Source organism: Oscillatoria nigro-viridis PCC 7112 (genome assembly GCF_000317475.1).
Taxonomy (GTDB): domain Bacteria; phylum Cyanobacteriota; class Cyanobacteriia; order Cyanobacteriales; family Microcoleaceae; genus Microcoleus; species Microcoleus nigroviridis.
In genome coordinates this window covers 1,237,991-1,260,246 of the sequence record NC_019729.1, presented here as the reverse complement: position 1 = coordinate 1,260,246, position 22,256 = coordinate 1,237,991, and the positions used below count along the sequence as shown (strand labels likewise).

Here is a 22,256-nt window from a genome sequence, read left to right as displayed (position 1 = left end):
TAGTCCTAAATTATCCATTGAAGAGGGGCTCAAGTCCCTACTACAAATGGTCAGAAACCTAGGAATTATGACTGCTAGGGCCAATGACGCCGATTTTATGGCGAAAACTTAGTTCGCCGCCGAACCAGCCTGTAACGCCCAGCAAGGTTGCAACGACGATCGAGATTGCTAAACCTGTATATACGATCGGCTCAGCCGGATTTCCTTGTCGCAACACCAGGTTAATCAGGGTAAGTACCATAACCGCCACGTTGCCGCCCATGTGCAACCAACCGGCACTGCGATCGCGCACTCTTTTAACTTTGAAAAAATCTAAAAAGCCCGTGATGGCGGCCAAAATCCCCGCAGCAAAACCGACACCCATCAGCCAAACCGAAGCTCTCGCCCAAAACGGATCGCTTGTCAGCCAATAACCGATGTCCGAACCGGCGGCTCCTACTAAAAAGGCTACCGGAAAGATGACGATGATGGGGTGGATGGGATGGCCTGCAACTGAAAGCGTACTCGTAATACCGGCGTCGCGATACTCTCTGTCGTCACTTTCTAAAATCGGCGGAAGATTGGGATAGGGCGTACTATTTCTTTGATTTGTTTCCATGATTTCTACCGATAACTTTGGTACAACAAAGCCGTTTTTATGGGATGGAACTTAATCCCAAATCCGATCGCCATTTTCGTCAACGCGGGCCTGCCTAATTACGTCGGAAATTTCCTCGGCGTCTTTGACGTGGTGCAGGGCTTTCTTTTCCCCGTCCGGTTCTTCTACGATCGCATAAGTTGGAACTGTAACTGTATCTCCCGTGATGTCGGGCACGTGGTCTACCGCCAGTTGCTGGGCTTTTTCTTCGATGGTTTGCGGTTCGTCGGAAATGCGATCGCCCGGATTGGCAGTGCGCTCCATATCTTTCCCTGGTTTGTCGATACTCATAAAAACCTCTCTGGTATTTCTAATTTTTTGCCGACTCTAATTCCTACTATTGAACGAAAAATATCTCTACGCAAACATCTCCCGACGGGTGGAAGTTTCAGTTATGCCGATCGCAGGCAGCCTCTTCCTGCAGGTAGAGGTTTTTCGATTGGTTCCGAAAAAACCTAAGCTAAAATCTAAGCATGATATTTTCCTTCCCTTTGAGTTGCCCATGAAAAGTTACGATTGGATTGTTGTCGGCGGTGGCATTACGGGTGCTGCACTGAGTTACGAACTGGCAAAAAAAGGTTTTGCTGTGCTGCTTTTGGAACGAGATGCTACCATGCAAAATGCTACTCGTTTTAGTTATGGCGGCTTGGCTTATTGGTCGGGAACAACTGATTTAACTCGTCAATTGTGTCGGGAAGGTATCGAACGCCACCGCCATTTATCGGCCCAATTAGATGCCGATACTGAGTTTCGCGAGTTGGATTTGTTGCTGACTATTGATGCGGGCAACGATGTCGAAAAAGTGGCGGCTAATTACGCGCATTTTGCGATTGTTCCGCAGCTTTTGAGTGTTGCAGAAGCTGGCGAGTTGGAACCTTTGCTGAATAAAAGTGCGATCGCCGGAGCTCTGACTGTGCGTCACGGTCACATTTCGCCGACTGCCACAAATACAGCTTACTGTCAAGGGTTTCTGCGGTTGGGAGGAACTATAGAATTTGCTGAAGTAATTGGGTTGATACAAGAGGGAAATCGAATTTCGGGAGTTAAGACGGTACACGAAAGTTATGCCTGCAAAAATGCGGTTGTTTGTGCTGGAGGTTGGAGTCGGAGTTTCCTAAAAGCCGCTGGTGTTTCTGCGGGAGTTTATTTTACTCGCACGGAGATTTTGGAAACTGCACCTGTGGATGTGAAACTCAGGACTTTGGTGATGCCTGCGGTATTAAAACGTTTTGAATTGGAAGCTGAATCGAGTAGAAATGAGGTGGATTTTCTTTGGGATGAACCTGGTAAAGAGTTACAGCCGCCGATTTTAGATTCTGGTGCGATTCAGTTTAATGATGGGAGTTTGCGGATCGGGCAATTGTCTCGCACTTTGAGCGATTTGAATGCTAAAGTCGATCGCGAAACCAGCGAAACGGCAATTCGTGCAGGAATCAGCAAAGTTTTGCCTGATTTGGCAGGTTTACCCGCAACTTGGCACGAGTGTATTGTGGCATTTAGCGCTGATAATTTGCCCGTAGTGGGGCCGATTGCCGATCGCCCTGGATTGCACGTTTTTTCTGGTTTCAGCAATCCTTTGGTGATTGTACCTGCTTTGGCTGAGCGATTTGCTAATTGGGCAGTGGGAAAAGAAGATAGGGCGATTCCCTACCCTACCCTACGGGAACCCCTACGGGGAACGGGAACCCCTGCGGGGAACGGGATAGCTTCGCTTCACGGGCTTTTATCTCCCAGTCGATTTATCGCAGAAGGAAGAACGAAGAAGGATAGATGACTGATGACTGCTAACTACTAACTAAAAAGGCAGGGCGACAATAAATGTAGTACCTTTACCTAGTTCACTTTCTACACTTATTGTACCGCCGTGCAGGTCAACTATATGTTTGACTATGCAAAGTCCCAACCCCGACCCTTTAATCTTGCCTACATTAGCATCCCGTTCAAACTGCTGAAATAATTTCCCCTGATATTCCGCTGTCATGCCAATTCCTTCATCTCTCACGCAAAAAATTACTTGTTTACCCTCACAGCTTAATTCTAGACATATATTCCCACCATTAGGAGAATATTTTATAGCATTTGACAGCAAATTAGTGAGGAGGTGTTGCAGCAGTTTTGCATCCAGACTAGCTTGGATTTTTTCGGTTTGATTGCGGAAAGCTACTAAGTGTTTTTGAGTAGCGAGAGGTTGGATTTCTTCTAAAATAGATTTGCACAAATCAATCACATTTACCGGATTTAAGTTCAAGGAAAGTTTTCCGGATTCTGCTTTGCTGAGCATTAAAATTTCCTCCAGCAATTCACTCATATTGCTGACGGCTTTTTTGATACGTTCGACATTTTTATTGGTCGTTCCGGGGTTTTTATGCAATTCGCTATCTTCCAACATTTCAGCCGATAGCTGTATGGTAGTTAAAGGAGTGTTTAAATCGTGGTATGCCATTGAAATAAATCGCGATCTGTTTTCGCTTTTGGCTGCTGCTAGTGCAATTAGTTGTTGCATTTTAACTGCTTCTTGATGTTTGCTCAGCGCTATCTTAATAGTTGCGTGCAGTTCTCTTTGTTTAAACGGCTTGAGAAGGTAGCCGTAAGAACCAGTATTTTCGGCTCGCTGCAAAGTTTCGTCATCAGCATAAGCAGTTGTATAGATAATTGGGATATCTAATTCTTGATTAATTCTTACTGCTGTTTCTATGCCGTCTATGTCGCCTTTGATGACTATATCCATTAAGATTAAATCTGGTTCCAGTTCGCCGGCGCGCTGGATGGCATCGGCTCCTGAAGAAACGATGTCTGCGATTTGATATCCCAACTTTTCTAATTTTTGGGCTAAACTTTTAGCAATTAATAGTTCGTCTTCAACAATCAAAATATTAATTGCTTTTTCTGCCAAATCCATGATTTTAGAACCTTTGAGAGTAGTTTAACTCGTTAAATTTCAGGTAAAACGCTGTGCCAGTTTGTCTTGAGAGTTCGATGCTTCCTTCTAACTGCTCAGTTAAAGTGCAGACAACTTGAAAGCCCATTGAGTTAGTTTTCCGGAAATCTAAGTTTTGAGGAAAGCCGATGCCGTTGTCCTTAACTAAGAGGTTGATTTCTCCATCGCCAGTTTGATAACATTCTACACTAACTGTACCGCTAGTGCCATCAGGAAAAGCGTGTTTGAGGGTATTTGAAACCAATTCATTGGCAATTAAACCGCAGGGAGTAGCGGTTTCAAGATTTAGGAAAATTGGTTCAGCTAATACCTGCAACTGAATTCGGTTGTTGCTAATATTGTAAGAGTGAAACAAGTTACTTACCAAATCTTCGAGATATTCGCCCAAATTAATTTGCGCTAGGTTGGTCGAGCGATACAGTTTTTCGTGAATCAGAGCCATCGAATAAATGCGATTCTGACTTTCTTCAAACATTTTGCCTAATTGCGGATCGGCAACTGTGTTAGATTGCAATTCTAACAGGCTGGCAACTACGCAGAGGTTGTTTTTGACGCGGTGGTGAATTTCTTTGAGCAAAATTTCTTTTTCTTTGAGGGAGTTTTTCAAATTTGATTCTGCTTGTTTGCGATCGCTCAGTTCAGCTTGCAGTTGCTGGTAGAGTAGAGATTGCTGAATGGCGATCGCTAATTGATTCACCAACTGCTGAAATAAATTCATTTCCCATTCTTGCCACTGGCGAGGGCGATCGCATTGATGGGCAATCAGCAATCCCCAAAGCTGGCTGTGCTGAATAATCGGCACTACTAACTTTGCCCTAACTTGAATTTCTTTCATAAACTCCATCACACAAGGTGTAATGCTGGGAGAATCTAGTTCGGAAATCGCAGAAATTCGCCCTTGCAAATAAAGCTGATAACTTTCAGGCGGAAAAACTTCTTCGCCAAAACATCTATCCACGAGTTGGCTGCATCCTTCTGCCACGGCTTCAGCAATGACTCGCCCGCCGCTTTTGGGTAAAATTTGATAGACCAAAACTCGATCGGCTAACAATACTTGCTGGAGTTCGGCAACCGTAGTGTTGAGAATTTCTTCTAATTGCAAAGACTGGCGGACGCGACGGGCGATCGCCTCCACGAGCCGTTCTCGCTCGAACTGCTGTTGCAGCGAGATTTCGGCATATTTAGAATTGGTGATCTCGGCGGCGTAACCAATAATTTCGATCGGAATGCCCCTGCTGTCAACCAAGAGTTTCAGTTCCGTCCGCAGCCAGCGGTAAATTCCATCTCGGTGCAGAAAGCGGTACTCGCAAATGCAATTTTTACCCTCGGACAAATCAGAAAAGTTTACTAAAAATTGTTGCCTATCTTCAGGGTGAATCCGGCTCGACCAAAATTTAGAATCTGCTAACAGTTCTTGGGGTTCGTAGCCCACGATTGCCTTAACGTTGTCGCTAATATAAGTAGTACAAAAATCTCCTGTAGGTGCGGCAGTAAAAATTACCGCCGGATTATAAGCCAGTAAAAATTGCAGGCGTTCTTTTAACTGCTGAAATTCCATTTCTGCCCGCTTGCGATAACTGATATCTTCGATCGCCCCCATGCTGTAGAGAGGAATGCCCTCGCGGTCGCGGATCAGCGTCACCGTCAAGTTTGCCCACATCAGCTCGCCATTCTTCTTAATCAAGCGTTTTTCTTTTTGGAAGCGAGAAATATTGCCGCAGACCAACTGCTTGACTTGCTCTACATCATCTGCTTGTAAATCTTCTGGATGCGTGAGTTCAGTAAAAGTCATGGTAGCCAACTCCGAATCGCTGTAGCCCAACATCTGGCGGTGAGCTTCATTCACTTTGATCGTGCGGTAGTCGCGCACGCTTGCCAAACCAAGCGCGATCGGAGCATCGTCAAATAAGTTGCGAAACTTTTCCTCGCTCTTTTGCAGTGCAGCTTCTGCGTGTTTGCGGGCGGTAATGTCTCGGGCGACCCACATCACCCGCTCAAACTCCAGCGGCGAAATCGTGGCATCAAACCAGAATAACTTGCAGCCAATTTCCATCCTGTATTCAACTCTGTGAGTTTGCCGGGATGCCAATGTTTGGTGAATGTGGCCCAGGGCAAAATTAGCTTCCGCTTCTGGGAAGATTTCGGCGAGGGTTTTGCCCAGCACTTCAGGAGCCGGTTTGTACAGCAGTTCGGGAGCCGTGGGAGCGATTTTGAGGTAGCGCCCGCTTGCGTCGAAAACCAGGACGATATCCGTCATGGCATTAAACAGCGCCACCAGTTCGGCTTCGGAGTTTTGGAGTTTTTCTTCGGTCAATTTGCGATCGGTAATGTCGGTGTCAGTGCCAGTCAGGCGCAAGGCCTTGCCAGAAGCCGATCGGATCGCGCTGCCGCGGCCAAGTATCCAGCAGGTGCTGCCGTCTTTACGCACCATCCGGTGTTCTACTTCATAAATTTCTGTCAAACCCTCTAAATAAGCATTTACTGCTTCGGCGACTGCAACTCGATCGTCGGGATGAACGTGAGACGCCCAATTTTCCATGCGGTTAGGAATTTCTGCGTCCTGATACCCCAACAAAGCTTTCAAAGACGGCGCAATGTAGATTTCGTCGGTTTCCAAATTCCAGTCCCAAACCCCCACTTTGCCTGCCGATACTGCCATTTCGTACCATTGTGTCCGCTGCTGCACTCTCCGTTCTAACTCTGCATTGAGCTGCTGCAAAGCGATTTCTGCTTGTTTGCGATCCGTGACATCTCGGCCTGCTGCTTGATACTCGACGATTTGTCCGCTGTCGTCGAATATCGCCCGATCGATCCACTGCTGCCAGCGAATTTCCCCGCTCGGCAAAATTACTCGGTGTTCGGAAGTAAAAATAGGGTTGTCGGGAGACACAGAAGTATATTGCTGTTGAAAAATTTCTCGGTCTGCAGACGGCAGCAGGGAGATGAAGCATTTGCCGAGCAAGTCTTCTGGTTGCACGCCGAAATAACGGCAGTAAGCTTGATTGACAAAAGTTATTTTACCGTCTGGGAGGTAGCGGCAAATCAGTTCGGTTTGGTCTTCCACAATCGCCAGGTAGCGCGCCTCGCTCTGCCGCATGGCATTTTCGGCATTTTGGCGATCGCTGACTTTTTCTAGTTCACAATTGCCCTCTAACAGTTCGCATTGTTCCTGGAGTTTTGCCACTTCTTGATGCAGTGCCTCGATCCAGCTATACATTGCTGGGCGAATCCTTTTTTCGCTGACTATACCTACTGGCTGACCCCGTTCATCTACAATTGGCAAGCAATCGATCGAGTATTGACAAAATAGCTTGAATGCGGTAGTAATATCTGTAAATTCTGATTCTTGTAAGACAATTAAATTCCGCGTCATTGCCTCGGCAACTTTCATGCCTTGCCATCCGTATTCGGAGGCGGCTAAGTTCAGCATATCTTGCGAGCTTAGCAGTCCGACTAGCTGATTTTCATCGACAACTAAGACGCAACTAATCGATGCTTTTACAGTTTCGTTTGAGTCGGGAAGTGCAGGTGAATTAGGCAGCGGGCAAGGGTCGATCGCCCGACGCATCAGGGCGATCGCCTCTGCGAGCGAAGTTGAGGGATCAACCGTCACAGGGTGGCGATCGACAGCTTCGTCGGGCGATCGTAAATTGGCAGACAAATTAGCAAGTTCCATTAGTCTCGGTCAAAAAGTATTGCTAATTAACTCTAGCAACACTTTTAGTCATCAGCCAGATTACTTATAACTGATGAGCTGCCTTATTTTATGCCCGTGAGAATATAAGTTTTCATTTCCCCTTTGCCTTTAACTTCAATCATTCCTCGCTCCTGAAACAAATATTTATTTTCCAACAACTTATAAGTAGTTTCGCTCACTTGAATCCGCCAAGGCACGCCCTGAGATTCCATCCGGGAAGCAATATTTACCGTGTCGCCCCACAAATCGTAAATAAACTTTTTGATGCCAATTACTCCGGCAACAACCGGGCCGCTGTGAATGCCGATGCGGATGCTAAAATATTTATTATGGCTAGCATTAAATCTGGCTATTTCTGCTTGCATATCTAGGGCAATTTGGGCGATCGCATCTGCGTGGTCTGCCCTGGGTTCGGGCAGTCCTCCTACTGCCATGTATGCGTCGCCGATAGTCTTGATTTTCTCTAACCCGTGCCGTTCGCACAAAAGGTCGAATCCTGAGAAAATCTTATTTAGGAGATCCACAAGTTCGATCGGATTCATGACGGCAGACAAAGCAGTAAACCCCACAATGTCAGCGAACAAAACAGTCACTTCAGGAAAGTATTCGGCAATAGTAGTTTCATTTTGCTTGAGACGTTCTGCTATTGCCTTGGGCAAGATATTTAACAGCAGCTTTTCTGATTTTTGTTGTTCTTCCCGCAGGGCATCTTCTGCTTGCTTGCGTTCCGTAATGTCGTGGTAACTCCAGACTCTGCCGATAATTGTATCTCCCAGCCGCTGCGGTTGCGAATAGCGTTCAAAACATCTGCCGTCTTGAAATTCCAACAAGTCGTAACTTTCGGCTTCTGGCTGCTCGTAAAGCGATTGTATTCTCTCTTGAAATGCTTGGGGATCTTTGATTTGGTTCAGGACAAAGGCGATCGTTGTGGCGTCGTCTCGCAGTGCCATCACTTCATTAGGTATGCCCCACATTTCCACAAATTCTCGATTGAAAGTGACTATTTTTCCGCTCCTGTCCGTAGCTAAAATACCGTCCGCAGTAGAATCAAAAGTTGCTAGCAGCAGGGACACAGATTTTGCTAGGGCGTCTTCGGCTATTTTTCGAGCAGTAATATCTCGCAAAATAGCGCGAATTGCTACTAGCGAACCTCCCGAAAATTTACAGCTTATGCTGCCTTCCAGCAAGATACTTTCATGATTTTTAGTAATAAATATTATTTCAACCGACGCTGGATATAATGTATTTTCATTTACGGTATTTTTGATAATAGCTTGATACAATATATCCACAGACTCTGGCGAACTGTTCGGATGAATGATATCAAAAACAGTAATTTGAGCAATTTCTGCTTCGGTGTAGCCCAGAGTTTCCCGCCAAGCCCGATTAACATACAAAAAATGACCGTCCGCTCCTATACTTTGAATTAAGTCAGTAGCATTTTCAAATAAGTCTCGCAGTTGTTCTTCGCTTTCCCGCAAAGCTATTTCCGCTTGCTTGCGCTTGATGAATTGACCGATTTGGCTGCCGATTGTCGCCATTGTCTGCAGCAATTCTTCATCAAAACACTGCACTTCGCGGCTGAAAAAAGTCATCACCCCCAACACAGATCTTGCAGAATTTTCCTGCTCGTAGTCGCCAAAAATCGGGAAACCAAAAGCTCCGTGCAGTCCTTCTTCAGCAGCAATTTCTCGGCGCAGACAACTGTCGCTTTTTGTGACATCTGCAATCCACTGAGAGGAACCGCTGGCCCAAACGAAACCGGGCAATCCTTCGCCAAATGCACAAGTCATTTGTTCGGTAAATTCGGCAAATTTGGGGATAGAAACTGAGCGTTTTGTCCAACTGGCGACGCAGCGAAGCAAATTGGGGTCGGAAACCGCAGTTATTCTCTTAGTTTCTGACAGCAGTTTTTCCCCAGCTTCTGGCATCCAAAGTTCGACGGTATCCCATCCCAAACAGTCGCAAATTACGGGCAGAATTGCTGCTATAGCTTTTTTGATTGTTTCGGATGCCGACAGGATGCGAGTGGTGACGTACTGAGTTATTTGTCGCTTGCGGGCGCGCTGTCTATCTGTGACATCGCGGCCGATGTACACGAAATCTTGAACGGCGGGCGAAGAGCCAGAAAGGCCTTTAATATCAGTCGAAATCGCCGTACAGGAAAACGAAACTGTTAGCTTTACTCCGGTTTTTGCCGTGCAAATTACTTCGGCGTGAGTTTGCAATTGTTGAGGCTCCTCTTGGCTGACTGCTTGCAAAGAAGAGCCAAAAGCAGCAAGAGCGTCTATTTGCTGCCCTACTAATTCTGATTCGCTGTAACCGAACAAATCTTGAGCAGCTTGATTGACTTTTTTAATCTTTCCCGAGGCGGTTGTTACCAACAACACTTCGGCCATTGAACTAATAATTTTTTCAACATAATTATTAGTAGCCGCTAAGGTACTCAATAAAATATCCATTTCATTGGTAGCTTGGACGAGAGTTTGTTCTAAAGCCATCCTGTCGCTTACGTCTTGAAAAAATATAATTAATCTCTGATAATTTTCGTCATTAGTGAACTCCACGATATACATATCAAAATAAAGCCGCGAACCATTTTCTAAGAGTCGCGTAATCGCTTTTAATTCAAAATTTGGCAAACGTTTTTCAAAAATCTCGATTAAAATTTCTTCGGTTCCCACCAATTCGGGAAAGGGAATGCGAACATCGTTGCCGGCGACAACTTCGTCGGGACAGTCTGCAAACCGCTGCACTTGCAGAGAGATTTCTTGGATTAAAAAGTCTTTATCCAGTGCTAGGTACTCCAAGTGGTGTGGAACTAACAGTTTTTTTAACAATGTTTTCATGTGGGATTTTTAGTATTGAATGCGCCCTCTGGAGCTAATTATCGAAAATTCATCTATTTATCTATGTTTCTCAAATGGAATTCTGACTAAAAAGGTAGTGCCTAACCCTATCTTGCTGGAAAATTCGATTTGACCTCCGTGCAAATCTACACACTGCTTGACTATGGATAAACCCAGTCCTGTACCGGGTATTTTTCCGACATTTTTGGCTCGATAATAAGATTCAAAGAGTTGTTCTTGGTCTTCTAGAGGAATGCCAATGCCTGCATCTTTAATTTTAAATGTAGCTTCTTCATTATTCTGACAATTTAATTCAAAATAAATATGGCTGTCGAGGGGCGAATATTTGACGGCATTTGACAGCAAATTTGTCAAGATGTGCCGCAATAATTTGGGATCTAGTGCGGGCAAATGTTGCGTTTCCTGCGAGTCGATATCATTTTGTTTCGCGGGCGGAACTAATTCTTGATAAATAAAGTTAATTGTATGATTTTTTCCATAAGTAATTTTAATTGATTCTACTAACTCGCTGCAAAATTTTTTTAAGTCAACTGGTGCGGGATAGAATTCGAGTTTTCCGGCTTCGGCGCTGCTGAGCAACCGCACGTCATCTAATAGCTGAGCCATTTGTTGAGATGCTGATTTAACGTGTTGCAGGTATTGGTGTTTTTCAGCGTGGGTGATTTCGTCGCCGTAGTCTTGGAGGATTTTAGTAGCAAATAATACTGTACTTAAAGGATTGCCGAATTCGTGAGCAATCATCGAGAAAAAACGAGATTTTACCTGTCTGAGTTCTTGCTCTTTTGCCAAAGAGCGGCGAATTTCTATTTCTTGTTGTTTGCGTTCTGTGATGTCCCTACCTATATAAATGAAATCGTAAAGTCCCTCTAATTCTGTCTGAATTGCCGAACAGGAAAATTCTACCCAAATTTCTTCTCCTGCTTTAGTAGTGCAGACTATTTCTAGTTCTCTAAGCAGCTCTTTCTGAGACAAAATATAGCGGTGGCGAGCTTGGTAAATTAATTGTTCTTCGACTACTATTATGGACAGGGGGTTGGCGATTAATTCTGCTTCGCTATACCCAAATAACCATTGGGCAGATTGATTGACAGTTTTGATAGTTCCTAATGTTGTTGTCACCAACAAAGCATCGCCCATCGAACGAATAACTTTATCTATATAATCTTTAGAAGCGGCTAAGGCACTAACCAAAAGATTAGCTTCATTCGCCCTCTGAATTAACGATTGCTTCATTACCATCTTTTCGGTGGTATCTTCAATCAAAATTAGCAATTTACTTGGCACATATTCTTGTTCCTCTTCATATTTGATAGCCAACATATCAAAGTATAAAGGGCGGTTCTGCTCGGCAAACCGAGCGATACCTTTGACTTCAAAACCCGGCAGCCGTCCCATAATGATAGACATGAGGATATTTTCAATGCCAATCAGTTCGGGAAAACTCAGGCGAGCATCTGCACCGGGTATAGCGTCGCCCGGAGTATCGGCATAATGCTGCACTTCGGCGGAGGTTTCCTGAATGATGAAATGGTGATTTACTAGAAAATACTGTGTTTGTCGCGGGCCCAACAGCTTTCTTAACAGGGGGTTCATACTTGTTCTACCATTGTGTAAGCTAGTTTGTAGAAAATTTCGTCAACGTCTTTGCCTGTTTTAGCAGATGTCGTGTAAACTCCTATTACTTTGTCTTGACCTATCGAATGGGATATTTCCACTAGCAGCGCCAATTTTTCCTCATCAATCAAGTCTACTTTGTTCAAAGCGACAATAATTGAACCTTTAGGGTTCACTGAAGAAAAAAGCTGAATGTGTTCGGATATTCGCTCAACTGTTTCGGAGCGGCTGACATCGGCAACGATTAAAACGCCGCTAGCTCCCTGCAAGTAAGTCGGTGCTATTCCTTTGAATTTTGTATGCCCTTCTAAGTCCCAAATTAGCAACTGTGCAGTCACGTTTTCTCGCTGTTTTATGCCTTCTAATTCTAGGTTTTTGCGGGAAATTTTTACTCCCACAGTGGAGAGGTATTGGTCGCTGAATTGCCGATCGACAAAACGGCGAATTAGGCTAGTTTTACCCACGCCAAAATCGCCGATCATACACATTTTTTTAGATATAGACATAATTATTTTCTGTTTATTGTCTTAGTTATTGGTTCAAATACCACGCATCTGCTTAAAAGTCGCGGTTGATTGGGTTCCACGTCGGCAGGAGGATGGGGGATGCCAACCGTTTGGAGGCGCTTTGGGTCAGCACCTTGCCGCACTAAAGCATCTCGCACTGCTGCGGCACGCCTCAGCGACAACTGTTGATTTGTAGCAAGTTCCCCAGTTCGATCGCTGTGCCCAATTATCTTAATCTGTTTTTGAGGATATTGATCCATGAAATTTTTGACACTGGCGATCGTTTCTCGGTATGTTGAGTCTAATGTTGCCGTTCCTTGCTGGAAGTAGATGCGGGTTGTAATTTTCAGCGGATCTAATTTAACTGTGCTAATCACCGATTGAACACCTGGAATTTGCTTCAGGGACTGAGCTATTTTCTGTGCGTCTGCACCGTCTCTAACTGTACCCTCTACAGTCACTTTACGATCGCCATACCGCGTAGAAATAGAAAGGCCCTCTTTCTGATTCAAAACAGCGGTAATCCGCTGCACCTCGGCCGCCGTCAAAACTGGATCTGGGGGGACATCTACAGCTAGAATTCTATTATCTAATTGCAATTGCGGTGCAGTTGATGCGGCTATTTTTTCGGCTTGTGCCCGCAATTCTTGATTTGGCAACTTTCCGGTTAGCTTTAAAGTTTTGCCATCAACTGCAACATCTAAGCGGTAAACTGCTAATTCGGGAGTGGATGCTAAAGCTGCGATGGCATTTGCTTCGAGGCGACGGTAAATGTTGCTGCGATACTGATAAATCCCCCAAGGTACTAAGATTAAGCTTAGGGCGGCTAAACTGATAGCCGCTAGGGCGATCGGGGGTTTTGTTGATTTTTTCGTTTGTAGCGGGTCGAATAAACTTTTTATGTACGGGTGCAGCGACTCCGGTATAGTACCGGAGTCGCCGTTAAACTCGTGAATTACTTTAGCGTAATTAAGGATGATATTACTAACTGTTTGCCGCAGTTTGTTGATGAACGACTGTGGCGGTTCTCCTTTGATCACGACTGCCATGTAGCAATATCCCGCTACTTCTAGCATAATTTTTGAGTCGCCGTATTCAATTTGATTTAGTTCGGAAACTTCTCCGGGTTCAACGATGCACTCGTTAACAAAGCTGCGAATAGCTGTGAGCATTCCTGCTACCATTTCTGATTCTAACTGGTAACTTTCTGAGTTTTGAACTTCGGAAATTATCAAGCCAGATGCTTTGTGAATTAAGAATGCTGCTTGGACGGTAAAGGGTACTGATTCTTTGAGGATTAATTCAGCTTCGGAGACTCCTTGTACTTTGGAGCGAATTTTTCTCTGGAATCCTTCGACGCTGATGGCATTTGACACTTTTTCATTGATTGTCTTGATAGCTTCTGCCATGTATCGGGAAATTGTACTGCCAATTACGGGATAGAGGGCATCCACCATAGAGTCGCGTTCGAGTTTTATTTGGGCTGTAATCGCTTTGCCCATTTCCGGGGCGAGGGCTTGAGCGATCGACTCTTGGTCGAGGCGAATTTGCTCTTTAATTGCCAAACCGATTTCTGGGGCGATCGCCTTAGCAATATCCGCTGGCGAATTCACTATTTGTTGAGCAAGTGCGTCGGGAAGCAGCTCAGCTATTGCCGCACTCATTGCCGACTTGTTTTCCTGAGTTTTTGCCCTAATCACTTCGTCAATAATCGGCACGATCGCCTTGACAACTTCTTCCCTGGAATCTGCCACTTTGCGGCTGAGAATTTCTGCGATCCAAGGCAACATCAACTCAATCAACTCTTGGGGATCGTAGATTTGGTGCTCCAATTTTCCTAATTTATCGTCGATTTTTGCCATCAGGTGGCGCACCCCCGGCAAGTCGTTTTCTGCCAGCAGATTTTTGACTTGCTCGATATCTGATATTTTTGAGCCGAAAATCAGATTTTGCAGCGTTTCCATCGCGCTGTCGGCTTCATTTAAATCCTGTTTAATTTGACCTAATATTTCTGCTGGCTGCGATATCGTTGTCGGCTGTTCTACCAAGTTTGGTATCGATTGAAGCGAAGAAGCAACCACCGGATCTAAATATGCAGTTTCTGGTGGCTCTGAGACTGTGGAAACTATGGGGTTATGGGGAATTTCCGAGGGTTTTGACTCGGTTTCGGAAGCGGAAAGATCCTGTAAATGCCGATCGATCCCGTGGGATTTTTGAGCCTGTACGTACTGTAGAGAATCTTTCATTGTCAAGTTAGACAATTCTTCAACAGGCTTCGATCCCTCCTCCAAATCCGGCTGGGCGATCGCGGAAACATCTATAGTTTTAGCTGAGGAATAGTCTTTTTCTAGTTCTGAAGTGTTGAGTTTGTGAGTAGCAAATAGCAAACTTTTGAACTCGTCTGCCACAGGCGGGGAATCGCCAGACTCCGGTTGGCGAGATCCAGTTTCGGGTACACTCGCTGTAACTTCCTCTGGCGCTTGCTCAGAAATACCTAACAAATCCATCAACCCGCCGAGGGCCCCAGCTTGATTATTTTTGCCGCTGCTGTCATCTTCTGGCTCTGCATTTTGCTGGTTGGAACCAGCAAAAATTTTGAGATCTGCTAACAGATTCAGCAAGGGTTCTAGCTGGGTTGCTGCATCGGCAGCAGACTCGTCAGGTTGAGAAACAAAACCCTCTAACTCATTTTCGTCAGGCGGATTTTCTTTCGGTAAAGCCATGCGTTATTATCCGTTATGGTGGCGCTCCGGCAAGAGAAATTCGGTATTTAACTTATTATCCGCAACGCCTTTAAGTTCGGGTACAAATTCTGTTCCTTTGAGCCTCATGCCGAGTTCAAACAGAATTTCTGCCATGTCGTCTCTAGAAACTTTAACATCTCTGAGCATGGAAAAGCGACGGTCGAGCTCTTCAAAAACCTGTGTTTTCAAAGTGCGGGTTTCTTCAGATAGTCGCTCTCTGGTTTGGGAGAGTTCGTCGCGAAGCGAACGGGTTTGATTGTCTACAGCCTCGTCGAGGGCTTCAATGCTGCTGGAGAATTTGCGGTTAATGCGATCGACTTGCTGACGGATGTCTGCGCTTTCTTCTTGGGTGTTTGAGGTGAGCGATTTAACTTTCTTTTCTAACGAATCAACGGCAGCCCTCATTTCTCCTGAAAGAACTGTTTTTACTTGTTCGATGCGAGTTTGCATATCTTGCTGCATCATCGACAAGTCGGAATCTATTTTATCGAAGCGATTGTCGTATTCTCTAAGCTGCGCTCCGAAAATTATATCTCGGATCTGGTCTATATTTCCCAGCCGTTCGCGCATTTCTTCTTTAGTTATTTCGGCCATACTTTTACCTGGAATCTTTGGAGATTGTGAGTTTAAGAACTGTGCTAGATTTTTTGTTAAACCGCCTGTCGAGCATTTTAATTAGGCCCAAAAGACGTGCCGGCGCGTTTTACTGTGATTTACTGCAGTTGTCGGTGGCACTAGCTTTTTTGACGGGGCGCATTTTTTTGTTTGAAGTCTCACCCCTGCGTGGGGGATGGGATTTTTTAGACTTTTGACTCTAAATATCCTGAGATTCAAATTCTTGAGCCAGGTCTTGTCACCAAAAATGGCGGTTTGCTATCCTTGCCTTGCAGTAAGCTCACAGAAGCTTAGACTGCTATACAGCCGGTGGGTTTTAATGTCTTGACTGACATCCTCAATGATATCGCATCTTGACAGTGCCTCATACCACAGCGTTTGACTCCCGGCAAAAAGCGGGCGGGCGCGATCCGCGTCCCCTTATATATAATATATAATTCAAAAGCTGCACAGATCGCTCGCCGATCGGCTTGCAGGGAAGTTGCTTGTCACCAGAAAGCACTTATACAGTCGAACTCTCCCCCAATCTCCCTCTCGAACCGTCTCCTCCTCGGATCGCCCTATAAAAATTCATAGGGCCCGATCGACAGCGACCAGACCCAATAATATGAGAGCTTTGTTTTTTCTAACAAACGAAATGTGTTTCCGGTGGAGAACTGTTACTTACTAGGGTTTACAACTTGTGCAGCTTTACTTTTAATCCGCAACGACAACTAAGTCTGACTCGACTGCGGTTTGGCTTGACTGCTCCATCGGCAGTTCGCCACTATTCCAAGTTGTGTTCGGTTAATTTCTGCTGCGCCTGGGAATCTAGACCGGAGACACCATGTCTATATCCTCGAACTTTGTTTCTAAATATAGCGACCTCCTTTCTCTTCCTGTCCCGGTGTCTATTATTAAGTTAGCACGAGCTTTCCCAGGAGTAAAGCACCATTTGCAAAACTTGATAGGTCTTTACATTACTAAGTATAATGATAAGAATATCCAAATAGATGTAAGTTAGCACTCACGCACTCGCCCACAAAGAAACCGGGTTTTTTCACCGAGATTGAGGATTTACAGCCCGTGTATTTTGGTTTGAAAACCCGGTTTCTGGACACCCGTGCAAAAGTCCTATAAATTCTATTGTTGCTACATCTTTACATACTTAACAGTTCTTGTCATGTCTATTTCTCCTAAGTTTCTCAGTGGCAGTCAAATCCGCGAAACGTTTCTTCAGTTTTATGCCCAGCGGGGACATAAAATCTTGCCTAGCGCTTCTTTGGTGCCGGAAGATCCGACTGTGTTGCTGACGATCGCCGGAATGCTGCAATTCAAGCCGATTTTTCTCGGACAGCGCGCCGCCGAATCACCGCGCGCCACCACTTCTCAAAAGTGCATCCGCACCAACGACATCGAAAACGTCGGCCGCACCGCCCGCCACCACACGTTTTTTGAAATGTTGGGCAACTTCAGTTTCGGGGATTATTTCAAGAAACAGGCGATCGCCTGGGCGTGGGAACTTTCCACGGAAGTTTTCGGCTTACCAGCATCCAATTTAGTTGTTAGCGTTTTCCGAGATGATGACGAAGCTTTTGCGATTTGGCGCGATGAAATTGGCATTCCGGGCGATCGGATTCAGCGCATGGGAGAAGATGACAATTTCTGGGAATCCGGCCCGACTGGCCCCTGCGGCCCGTGTTCGGAGATTTACTACGATTTCCACCCAGAAAGAGGCGACAATATTGACCTCGAAGATGATAGCAGGTTTATTGAATTCTACAACCTGGTTTTCATGCAGTACAATAAAGATGCAGAGGGCAATTTAACACCGCTGAAAAATCAAAATATTGATACTGGCATGGGACTGGAACGGATGGCACAAATCCTCCAGAAAGTACCCAACAATTACGAAACAGATTTGATTTTTCCGATCGTTCAATCAGCGGCAGAAATTGCCGGGATTGATTACCACAATAGCGATGAAAAAGTCAAGGTTTCGCTGAAAGTAATTGGCGACCACATTCGGGCTGTGGTGCACATGATTGCGGACGAAATTCGCGCGTCGAATGTTGGTCGGGGTTACATTTTGCGCCGGTTGATTCGCCGGGTGGTGCGCCACGGACGACTGATTGGAATTCAGGGGGAATTTACGGTGCGGGTGGCTGAAAGTGCGATCGCCCTTTCGGAAGCTGCTTATCCGAACGTGCGGCAGCGGGAATCTCAAATTAAGGCGGAATTGGCAAGGGAAGAAGCGCAGTTTCTCAAGACTTTGGAACGCGGAGAGAAGCTGCTGGAGGAAATTGTCGATCGCACAAAACAGCAAGCAAACCAACAAATCAGCGGTCAAGATGCTTTCACTCTTTACGATACCTACGGTTTTCCCTTAGAACTGACTCAAGAAATTGCTGAGGAACAGGGAATAACTGTGGATTTGGACGGCTTTGAAGCGGCGATGAAGGAACAGCAAACTCGCGCTAAAGATGCTCGCCAAACAATCGATTTGACGGTGCAGGGTTCTTTGGATAAGTTGGCTGAAACAATCCAAGGAACTGAGTTTGTCGGTTATGCTGAATTGTCGAGTTTAGCTGAGGTGGAAGTTATTTTGGTTGACGGCAAATCTGTGGAGGAAGCAGCCGCAGGCACTGAGGTACAAGTTGTGTTGAACCAAACGCCATTTTATGCTGAATCCGGCGGACAAATAGGGGATAAAGGTTATTTGAACGGCAGCATTCAGGGAGAGAATGGAGAGGGTTTGTTGGTAAGAGTTGATGATGTGAAGAAGGAATCGGATTTCTTCGTGCATTTCGGCTTTGTGGAACGGGGAACGCTGAGAGTTGGCGATAGTATTACTGCGAAAATTGACAATAGCGGTCGCCGCCGAATTCAGGCCAACCACACAGCAACTCACTTATTACAATCAGCTTTGCGAAAAATTGTGGACGATTCGATTTCGCAAGCTGGTTCGCTGGTAACGTCAGAAAGATTGCGGTTTGATTTCAATTCTCCGCGCGCTGTCACAGCAGAAGAGTTGCAGAAAATTGAGGATTTAGTTAATAGTTGGATTGCTGAGGCCCACGCTGCGGTAGTTGCAGAAATGCCGATCGCCCAAGCGAGAGAAAAAGGCGCGACTGCGATGTTTGGCGAGAAGTACGGCGACGTAGTGCGGGTGATCGATTTTCCCGGCGTTTCGATGGAATTGTGCGGCGGGACTCACGTCAGCAATACCGCAGAAATCGGGCTGTTTAAGATTGTTTCCGAAGCGGGGGTAGCGGCGGGAACTCGCCGGATTGAAGCGGTTTCGGGACAAGCTGTTTTGGACTATTTGAACGTGCGGGACAAGGTGGTGCGCGATTTGGGCGATCGATTTAAGGCGAAGCCTGAAGAATTGCCGAACCGGATTACCAATTTGCAGAATGAGTTGAAGGATACTCAGAAACATTTGGCTGCTTTGAAGTCGGAATTGGCGATCGCAAAATCCGACCAGTTGTTGAGTGCGGCTGAGGATCTCGGCGAATTCAAAATCATTGTAGCTCAATTGGGAGATGTGGATGCAGAAGCGCTGAAAACTGCGGCGGAAAGATTGCAGCAAAAATTAGGAAGTGCTGCGGTTGTTTTGGCATCAATTCCTGAACCTGATAAGGTAAGTTTGGTGGCAGCTTTTAGTCCCCAAGTCAATAAGAAAGGATTGCAAGCTGGCAAGTTTATCGGGGGAATTGCTCAAATTTGCGGCGGAAAAGGCGGCGGGCGACCGAATTTGGCCCAAGCTGGGGGACGCGATGCAAGTAAGTTGCAGGAAGCGTTGGAAAGTGCTCGCAATCTGTTAGTTGAAGGGTTGGGTTAGTCTGGGTTTTTTGTAGGGAAACGATGCCGTGCATTAGTGTCAACAAACACGTCAACCCCGCAGTCCGACAGGGGTTAAAACCCCTGCCTCAAAGCGAAAGTCCTCTTTAGAGGACTGAAGAACTCATTAGTCCTCATAGCGAGGACTTTCGCTATTAGCCAGGGACTTCAGTCCCTGGCGGGCTTTCGGCTTAAATGGACACGACGAAAGGCACGATGCCGTGTCCTGCTTTGCTACTTAATATTGAGGTACAGACGGGTCTACTTCTTGACTCCAAGCAGTAATTCCGCCCTTAACATTAATCCCCTCAATTCCAGCTTCCTTCAAAATCCCCAAAGCCTTGGCAGAACGTCCGCCCATTTTGCAGTGTGCAATCAAGCGGTGGCCGTTCAACAATTCCTTGACCTTAGCGACACCTGCGCCGTGTTCGATATCCGGCAAAGGAACCAAAACCGACCCAGGAATTTGACAAATTTGATACTCGTTGGGATTGCGAACATCCAACAATACAAAATCCTTCGCACCGCTGTCGATTAACTCCTTAAGTTCCGTGACAGTCATCTCAGGGATTTTCTTTTGATCTTGTGCTTCCTTATCTTTTGCTTGAGGAATGCCGCAGAATTGTTCGTAATCGATTAACTTTTCAATTACCGGACGCACTGGATTAGGCCGCAGTTTCAATTGCCGGAACGTCATATCTAAGGCATTGTAAAGCAACAATCTGCCGCTCAAAGTAGTGCCCTGACCTAAGATAATCTTGATAGCTTCCGTTGCTTGGATAGAACCGACAACTCCGCACAAAACGCCTAAAACGCCGCCTTCGGCACAAGAAGGAACCATCCCGGGAGGCGGGGGTTCCGGGTACAAATCGCGGTAATTCGGGCCGCCTTCGTAGTTGAAAACTGTTGCTTGCCCTTCAAATCGGAAGATGGAACCGTAGACGTTGGGCTTGTTTAAAAGCACGCAAACGTCGTTCATCAAATAGCGAGTCGGGAAGTTGTCCGTACCGTCGATGATGATATCGTAAGGAGTGGCAATCTCGATCGCATTTTCCGAACTAACGCGAGTCTCGTACAAATCAACTTGACAAAAAGGATTAATTTCTAAAATCCGATTTTTAGCGGACTCAATCTTCGGTTTCCCCACCCAAGAAGTGCCGTGAATTACTTGCCGCTGCAAATTAGAATGGTCTACAACATCAAAGTCTACAATGCCAATGCGGCCAACACCGGCGGCTGCTAAATACAGCAGCAGCGGCGAACCGAGGCCTCCCGTACCGATGCAGAGCACGCTGGCAGCTTTGAGACGCTTCTGCCCTTCCAATCCAACTTCTGGGAGGATCAGGTGGCGAGAGTAGCGTTCGTATTCTTGTTTGTTGAGCTGGATCTCCTCCAGATTAGGATTTAGCATGATATTGTGTGTAGCGCAGATTTTGAATTACATCCTATCTGAATCTTTCGCATTTTTACGTGTTTGTTATTTTTACTAATTATTTCTTAATCTCAGTCGGTTCAACTAGGCGAATTTCCTCTGCTTGAAAGTTCCCCTCTCCGTCAAGACTCCAACTGCGGAGGTCTTCCCAACAGCCTTGTCGGACGGACACAATAATATAAGAGTATTCGGCCCAGGCCAATGTCCGATCGCACTCTGAGGGCACAGCAGGACAATCCGTGTGAGAATGATATATACCGATAATATCCAGAGTGCGATCGCGCCCGTGTTTCATCGCCCGCAACATATCTTCGGGCTTGATAGCATATCTGCGTCTTTCTGTCAATCCTTTTTGTTCGGGCCAATTCTCTTCAGCTTCCGCACTCCAAGCATTTTCAGTCGGCCAAACTTCCACTAAAGTTTTAACATCGCCAGTAACTCGACCGAGCAACAAACCGCAGCATTCTTCAGGATAAGCGCTTTCGGCGTGGGTGCGGATGGATAAAATTTGAGAGTGGGAAAGTGCGATCGGCTGCATAGAATTTTATTGTAGATTTTATTGTAGTTTTTTTTGTAAACTGCGATTAAGAGCGGGATAGCTACGCTTCACGGGCTTTTTTTTTATTGTGGAACAGCCCGGAAAGCCTTTCAATACTGGCTTTTCTGGAGATGTCTATGGATTTGACATTCCTGTAGCTGTTTGCAAAACTGTTCTATAAGCAATAACAGCTTCTGTTTGGTTAACATATCCTACATATTGACTCAATACAGAAAAGTCTAACTCAGGCAAAAATTCACTGCTCGAAATTAACTCATAACCAGACTCCTGCAAGTGGTAAATAGAAAATTGATCGTTAGCCCAAAACCAGACTTCAGGAACTTGCAAACCGCGATACACTTCTAGTTTGTCAACTCCACCGCCAGTTAGAGCAATTTCGATCGCAATATCAGGGATTTCTGCAAGTGAACCCAAGCAGTAACACTCATCCGGTTCGGCACCCCGTCTCACAGCTTCGCGGCGAAATGTAGCACTTCCGTAACCGTTGAGATTAATTAGCCTTTCAACTGCATAGGTTTCTATCAACCGGGCAATAATTGTTTTAAGCCTTTCATGTTCTGGCGAATTCGTCATAATAATTTCTAACGTTCCTTCCAAGTAGATCATCCTGGGGAATTCATCGACAAACATATCAGAAAGTTGCTCGTATTGCTCCCAACTCACATCATATAAAATAATGCGCTGTTCGGTAGCAGGTTCGAGAGTTTTTGGATCTAAAAGTAACATAATTAATTACCTGCACTTAGATATCTAAACGTTATATTTATCTAATATTTCTCGCCCTTCTTCTCTGCGCCCTCTGCGCCCTCTGCGGTTCGTTAA

At 45.6% G+C, this 22,256-nt stretch carries 14 protein-coding genes; 2 read left to right on the top strand and 12 right to left on the bottom strand.

Features of this window, described 5'->3' with window-relative positions:
* Positions 1-58: 58 nt before the first annotated feature.
* Both OSC7112_RS05510 and OSC7112_RS05505 read right to left on the bottom strand, forming a co-directional pair.
* Positions 59-598, bottom strand: a complete 540-nt coding sequence (locus OSC7112_RS05510; RefSeq protein ID WP_015174971.1) for a DUF2231 domain-containing protein — start codon at positions 596-598, stop codon at positions 59-61.
* 51 nt (positions 599-649) lie between these two features.
* Positions 650-928: a hypothetical protein gene (locus OSC7112_RS05505; protein WP_015174970.1), complete on the bottom strand. Its 279-nt coding sequence runs from the start codon at positions 926-928 to the stop codon at positions 650-652.
* A gap of 211 nt (positions 929-1,139) precedes the next feature.
* On the opposite strand from OSC7112_RS05505, the gene OSC7112_RS05500 reads away from it, so the two are divergent.
* Positions 1,140-2,411, top strand: a complete 1,272-nt coding sequence (locus OSC7112_RS05500) for an NAD(P)/FAD-dependent oxidoreductase (RefSeq protein ID WP_223300853.1) — start codon at positions 1,140-1,142, stop codon at positions 2,409-2,411.
* A gap of 21 nt (positions 2,412-2,432) precedes the next feature.
* Here the strand turns inward: OSC7112_RS05500 and OSC7112_RS05495 are convergent, their stop codons facing one another.
* From OSC7112_RS05495 to OSC7112_RS05465, 7 genes are all read right to left on the bottom strand, one after another.
* On the bottom strand, positions 2,433-3,536 hold the full coding sequence (locus OSC7112_RS05495; RefSeq protein ID WP_015174968.1) for a hybrid sensor histidine kinase/response regulator: 1,104 nt from the start codon (positions 3,534-3,536) through the stop codon (positions 2,433-2,435).
* A gap of 4 nt (positions 3,537-3,540) precedes the next feature.
* Positions 3,541-7,251: a PAS domain S-box protein gene (locus OSC7112_RS05490; RefSeq protein WP_015174967.1), complete on the bottom strand. Its 3,711-nt coding sequence runs from the start codon at positions 7,249-7,251 to the stop codon at positions 3,541-3,543.
* Between the two features lie 83 nt (positions 7,252-7,334).
* Positions 7,335-10,121, bottom strand: coding sequence for an adenylate/guanylate cyclase domain-containing protein (locus OSC7112_RS34330; protein WP_015174966.1), 2,787 nt, complete (start codon positions 10,119-10,121; stop codon positions 7,335-7,337).
* 57 nt (positions 10,122-10,178) lie between these two features.
* Complete coding sequence (locus OSC7112_RS05480; protein WP_015174965.1) at positions 10,179-11,735, bottom strand: sensor histidine kinase; 1,557 nt, start codon at positions 11,733-11,735, stop codon at positions 10,179-10,181.
* Positions 11,732-12,262: a Rab family GTPase gene (locus OSC7112_RS05475; protein ID WP_015174964.1), complete on the bottom strand. Its 531-nt coding sequence runs from the start codon at positions 12,260-12,262 to the stop codon at positions 11,732-11,734. Before OSC7112_RS05475 ends, OSC7112_RS05480 begins: the two co-directional genes overlap by 4 nt.
* A 2-nt stretch (positions 12,263-12,264) precedes the next feature.
* The gene (locus OSC7112_RS05470) at positions 12,265-14,985 is read right to left on the bottom strand and encodes an OmpA family protein (protein WP_015174963.1); all 2,721 of its coding nucleotides are present in this window, start codon (positions 14,983-14,985) and stop codon (positions 12,265-12,267) included.
* Between the two features lie 6 nt (positions 14,986-14,991).
* Positions 14,992-15,600 carry a hypothetical protein gene (locus tag OSC7112_RS05465; RefSeq protein WP_015174962.1) on the bottom strand — a complete coding sequence of 203 codons (609 nt, stop codon included), beginning with the start codon at positions 15,598-15,600 and terminating at the stop codon, positions 14,992-14,994.
* Positions 15,601-16,783: 1,183 nt separating this feature from the next.
* On the opposite strand from OSC7112_RS05465, the gene alaS reads away from it, so the two are divergent.
* Positions 16,784-19,444 (top strand): alanine--tRNA ligase, encoded by a 2,661-nt coding sequence (alaS, locus tag OSC7112_RS05455; protein ID WP_015174960.1) that lies wholly within the window; start codon positions 16,784-16,786, stop codon positions 19,442-19,444.
* A 237-nt stretch (positions 19,445-19,681) separates the two neighbouring features.
* On the opposite strand, the gene moeB is transcribed toward alaS, so the two are convergent.
* From moeB to OSC7112_RS05440, 3 genes are all read right to left on the bottom strand, one after another.
* Positions 19,682-20,854, bottom strand: a complete 1,173-nt coding sequence (moeB, locus tag OSC7112_RS05450; protein WP_015174959.1) for a molybdopterin-synthase adenylyltransferase MoeB — start codon at positions 20,852-20,854, stop codon at positions 19,682-19,684.
* A gap of 79 nt (positions 20,855-20,933) precedes the next feature.
* Positions 20,934-21,413: a M67 family metallopeptidase gene (locus OSC7112_RS05445; protein ID WP_015174958.1), complete on the bottom strand. Its 480-nt coding sequence runs from the start codon at positions 21,411-21,413 to the stop codon at positions 20,934-20,936.
* Between the two features lie 135 nt (positions 21,414-21,548).
* Positions 21,549-22,160, bottom strand: a complete 612-nt coding sequence (locus OSC7112_RS05440) for a Uma2 family endonuclease (protein ID WP_015174957.1) — start codon at positions 22,158-22,160, stop codon at positions 21,549-21,551.
* Between the last annotated feature and the right edge of the window lie 96 nt (positions 22,161-22,256).

What these genes read in the sequence shown, in the direction of transcription:
- OSC7112_RS05510 (WP_015174971.1), bottom strand. Translation starts at nt 598, where the DNA reads ATGGAAACAAATCAAAGAAATAGTACGCCCTATCCCAATCTTCCGCCG.
- OSC7112_RS05505 (WP_015174970.1), bottom strand. Translation starts at nt 928, where the DNA reads ATGAGTATCGACAAACCAGGGAAAGATATGGAGCGCACTGCCAATCCG.
- OSC7112_RS05500 (WP_223300853.1), top strand. Translation starts at nt 1,140, where the DNA reads ATGAAAAGTTACGATTGGATTGTTGTCGGCGGTGGCATTACGGGTGCT.
- OSC7112_RS05495 (WP_015174968.1), bottom strand. Translation starts at nt 3,536, where the DNA reads ATGGATTTGGCAGAAAAAGCAATTAATATTTTGATTGTTGAAGACGAA.
- OSC7112_RS05490 (WP_015174967.1), bottom strand. Translation starts at nt 7,251, where the DNA reads ATGGAACTTGCTAATTTGTCTGCCAATTTACGATCGCCCGACGAAGCT.
- OSC7112_RS34330 (WP_015174966.1), bottom strand. Translation starts at nt 10,121, where the DNA reads ATGAAAACATTGTTAAAAAAACTGTTAGTTCCACACCACTTGGAGTAC.
- OSC7112_RS05480 (WP_015174965.1), bottom strand. Translation starts at nt 11,735, where the DNA reads ATGAACCCCCTGTTAAGAAAGCTGTTGGGCCCGCGACAAACACAGTAT.
- OSC7112_RS05475 (WP_015174964.1), bottom strand. Translation starts at nt 12,262, where the DNA reads ATGTCTATATCTAAAAAAATGTGTATGATCGGCGATTTTGGCGTGGGT.
- OSC7112_RS05470 (WP_015174963.1), bottom strand. Translation starts at nt 14,985, where the DNA reads ATGGCTTTACCGAAAGAAAATCCGCCTGACGAAAATGAGTTAGAGGGT.
- OSC7112_RS05465 (WP_015174962.1), bottom strand. Translation starts at nt 15,600, where the DNA reads ATGGCCGAAATAACTAAAGAAGAAATGCGCGAACGGCTGGGAAATATA.
- alaS (WP_015174960.1), top strand. Translation starts at nt 16,784, where the DNA reads ATGTCTATTTCTCCTAAGTTTCTCAGTGGCAGTCAAATCCGCGAAACG.
- moeB (WP_015174959.1), bottom strand. Translation starts at nt 20,854, where the DNA reads ATGCTAAATCCTAATCTGGAGGAGATCCAGCTCAACAAACAAGAATAC.
- OSC7112_RS05445 (WP_015174958.1), bottom strand. Translation starts at nt 21,413, where the DNA reads ATGCAGCCGATCGCACTTTCCCACTCTCAAATTTTATCCATCCGCACC.
- OSC7112_RS05440 (WP_015174957.1), bottom strand. Translation starts at nt 22,160, where the DNA reads ATGTTACTTTTAGATCCAAAAACTCTCGAACCTGCTACCGAACAGCGC.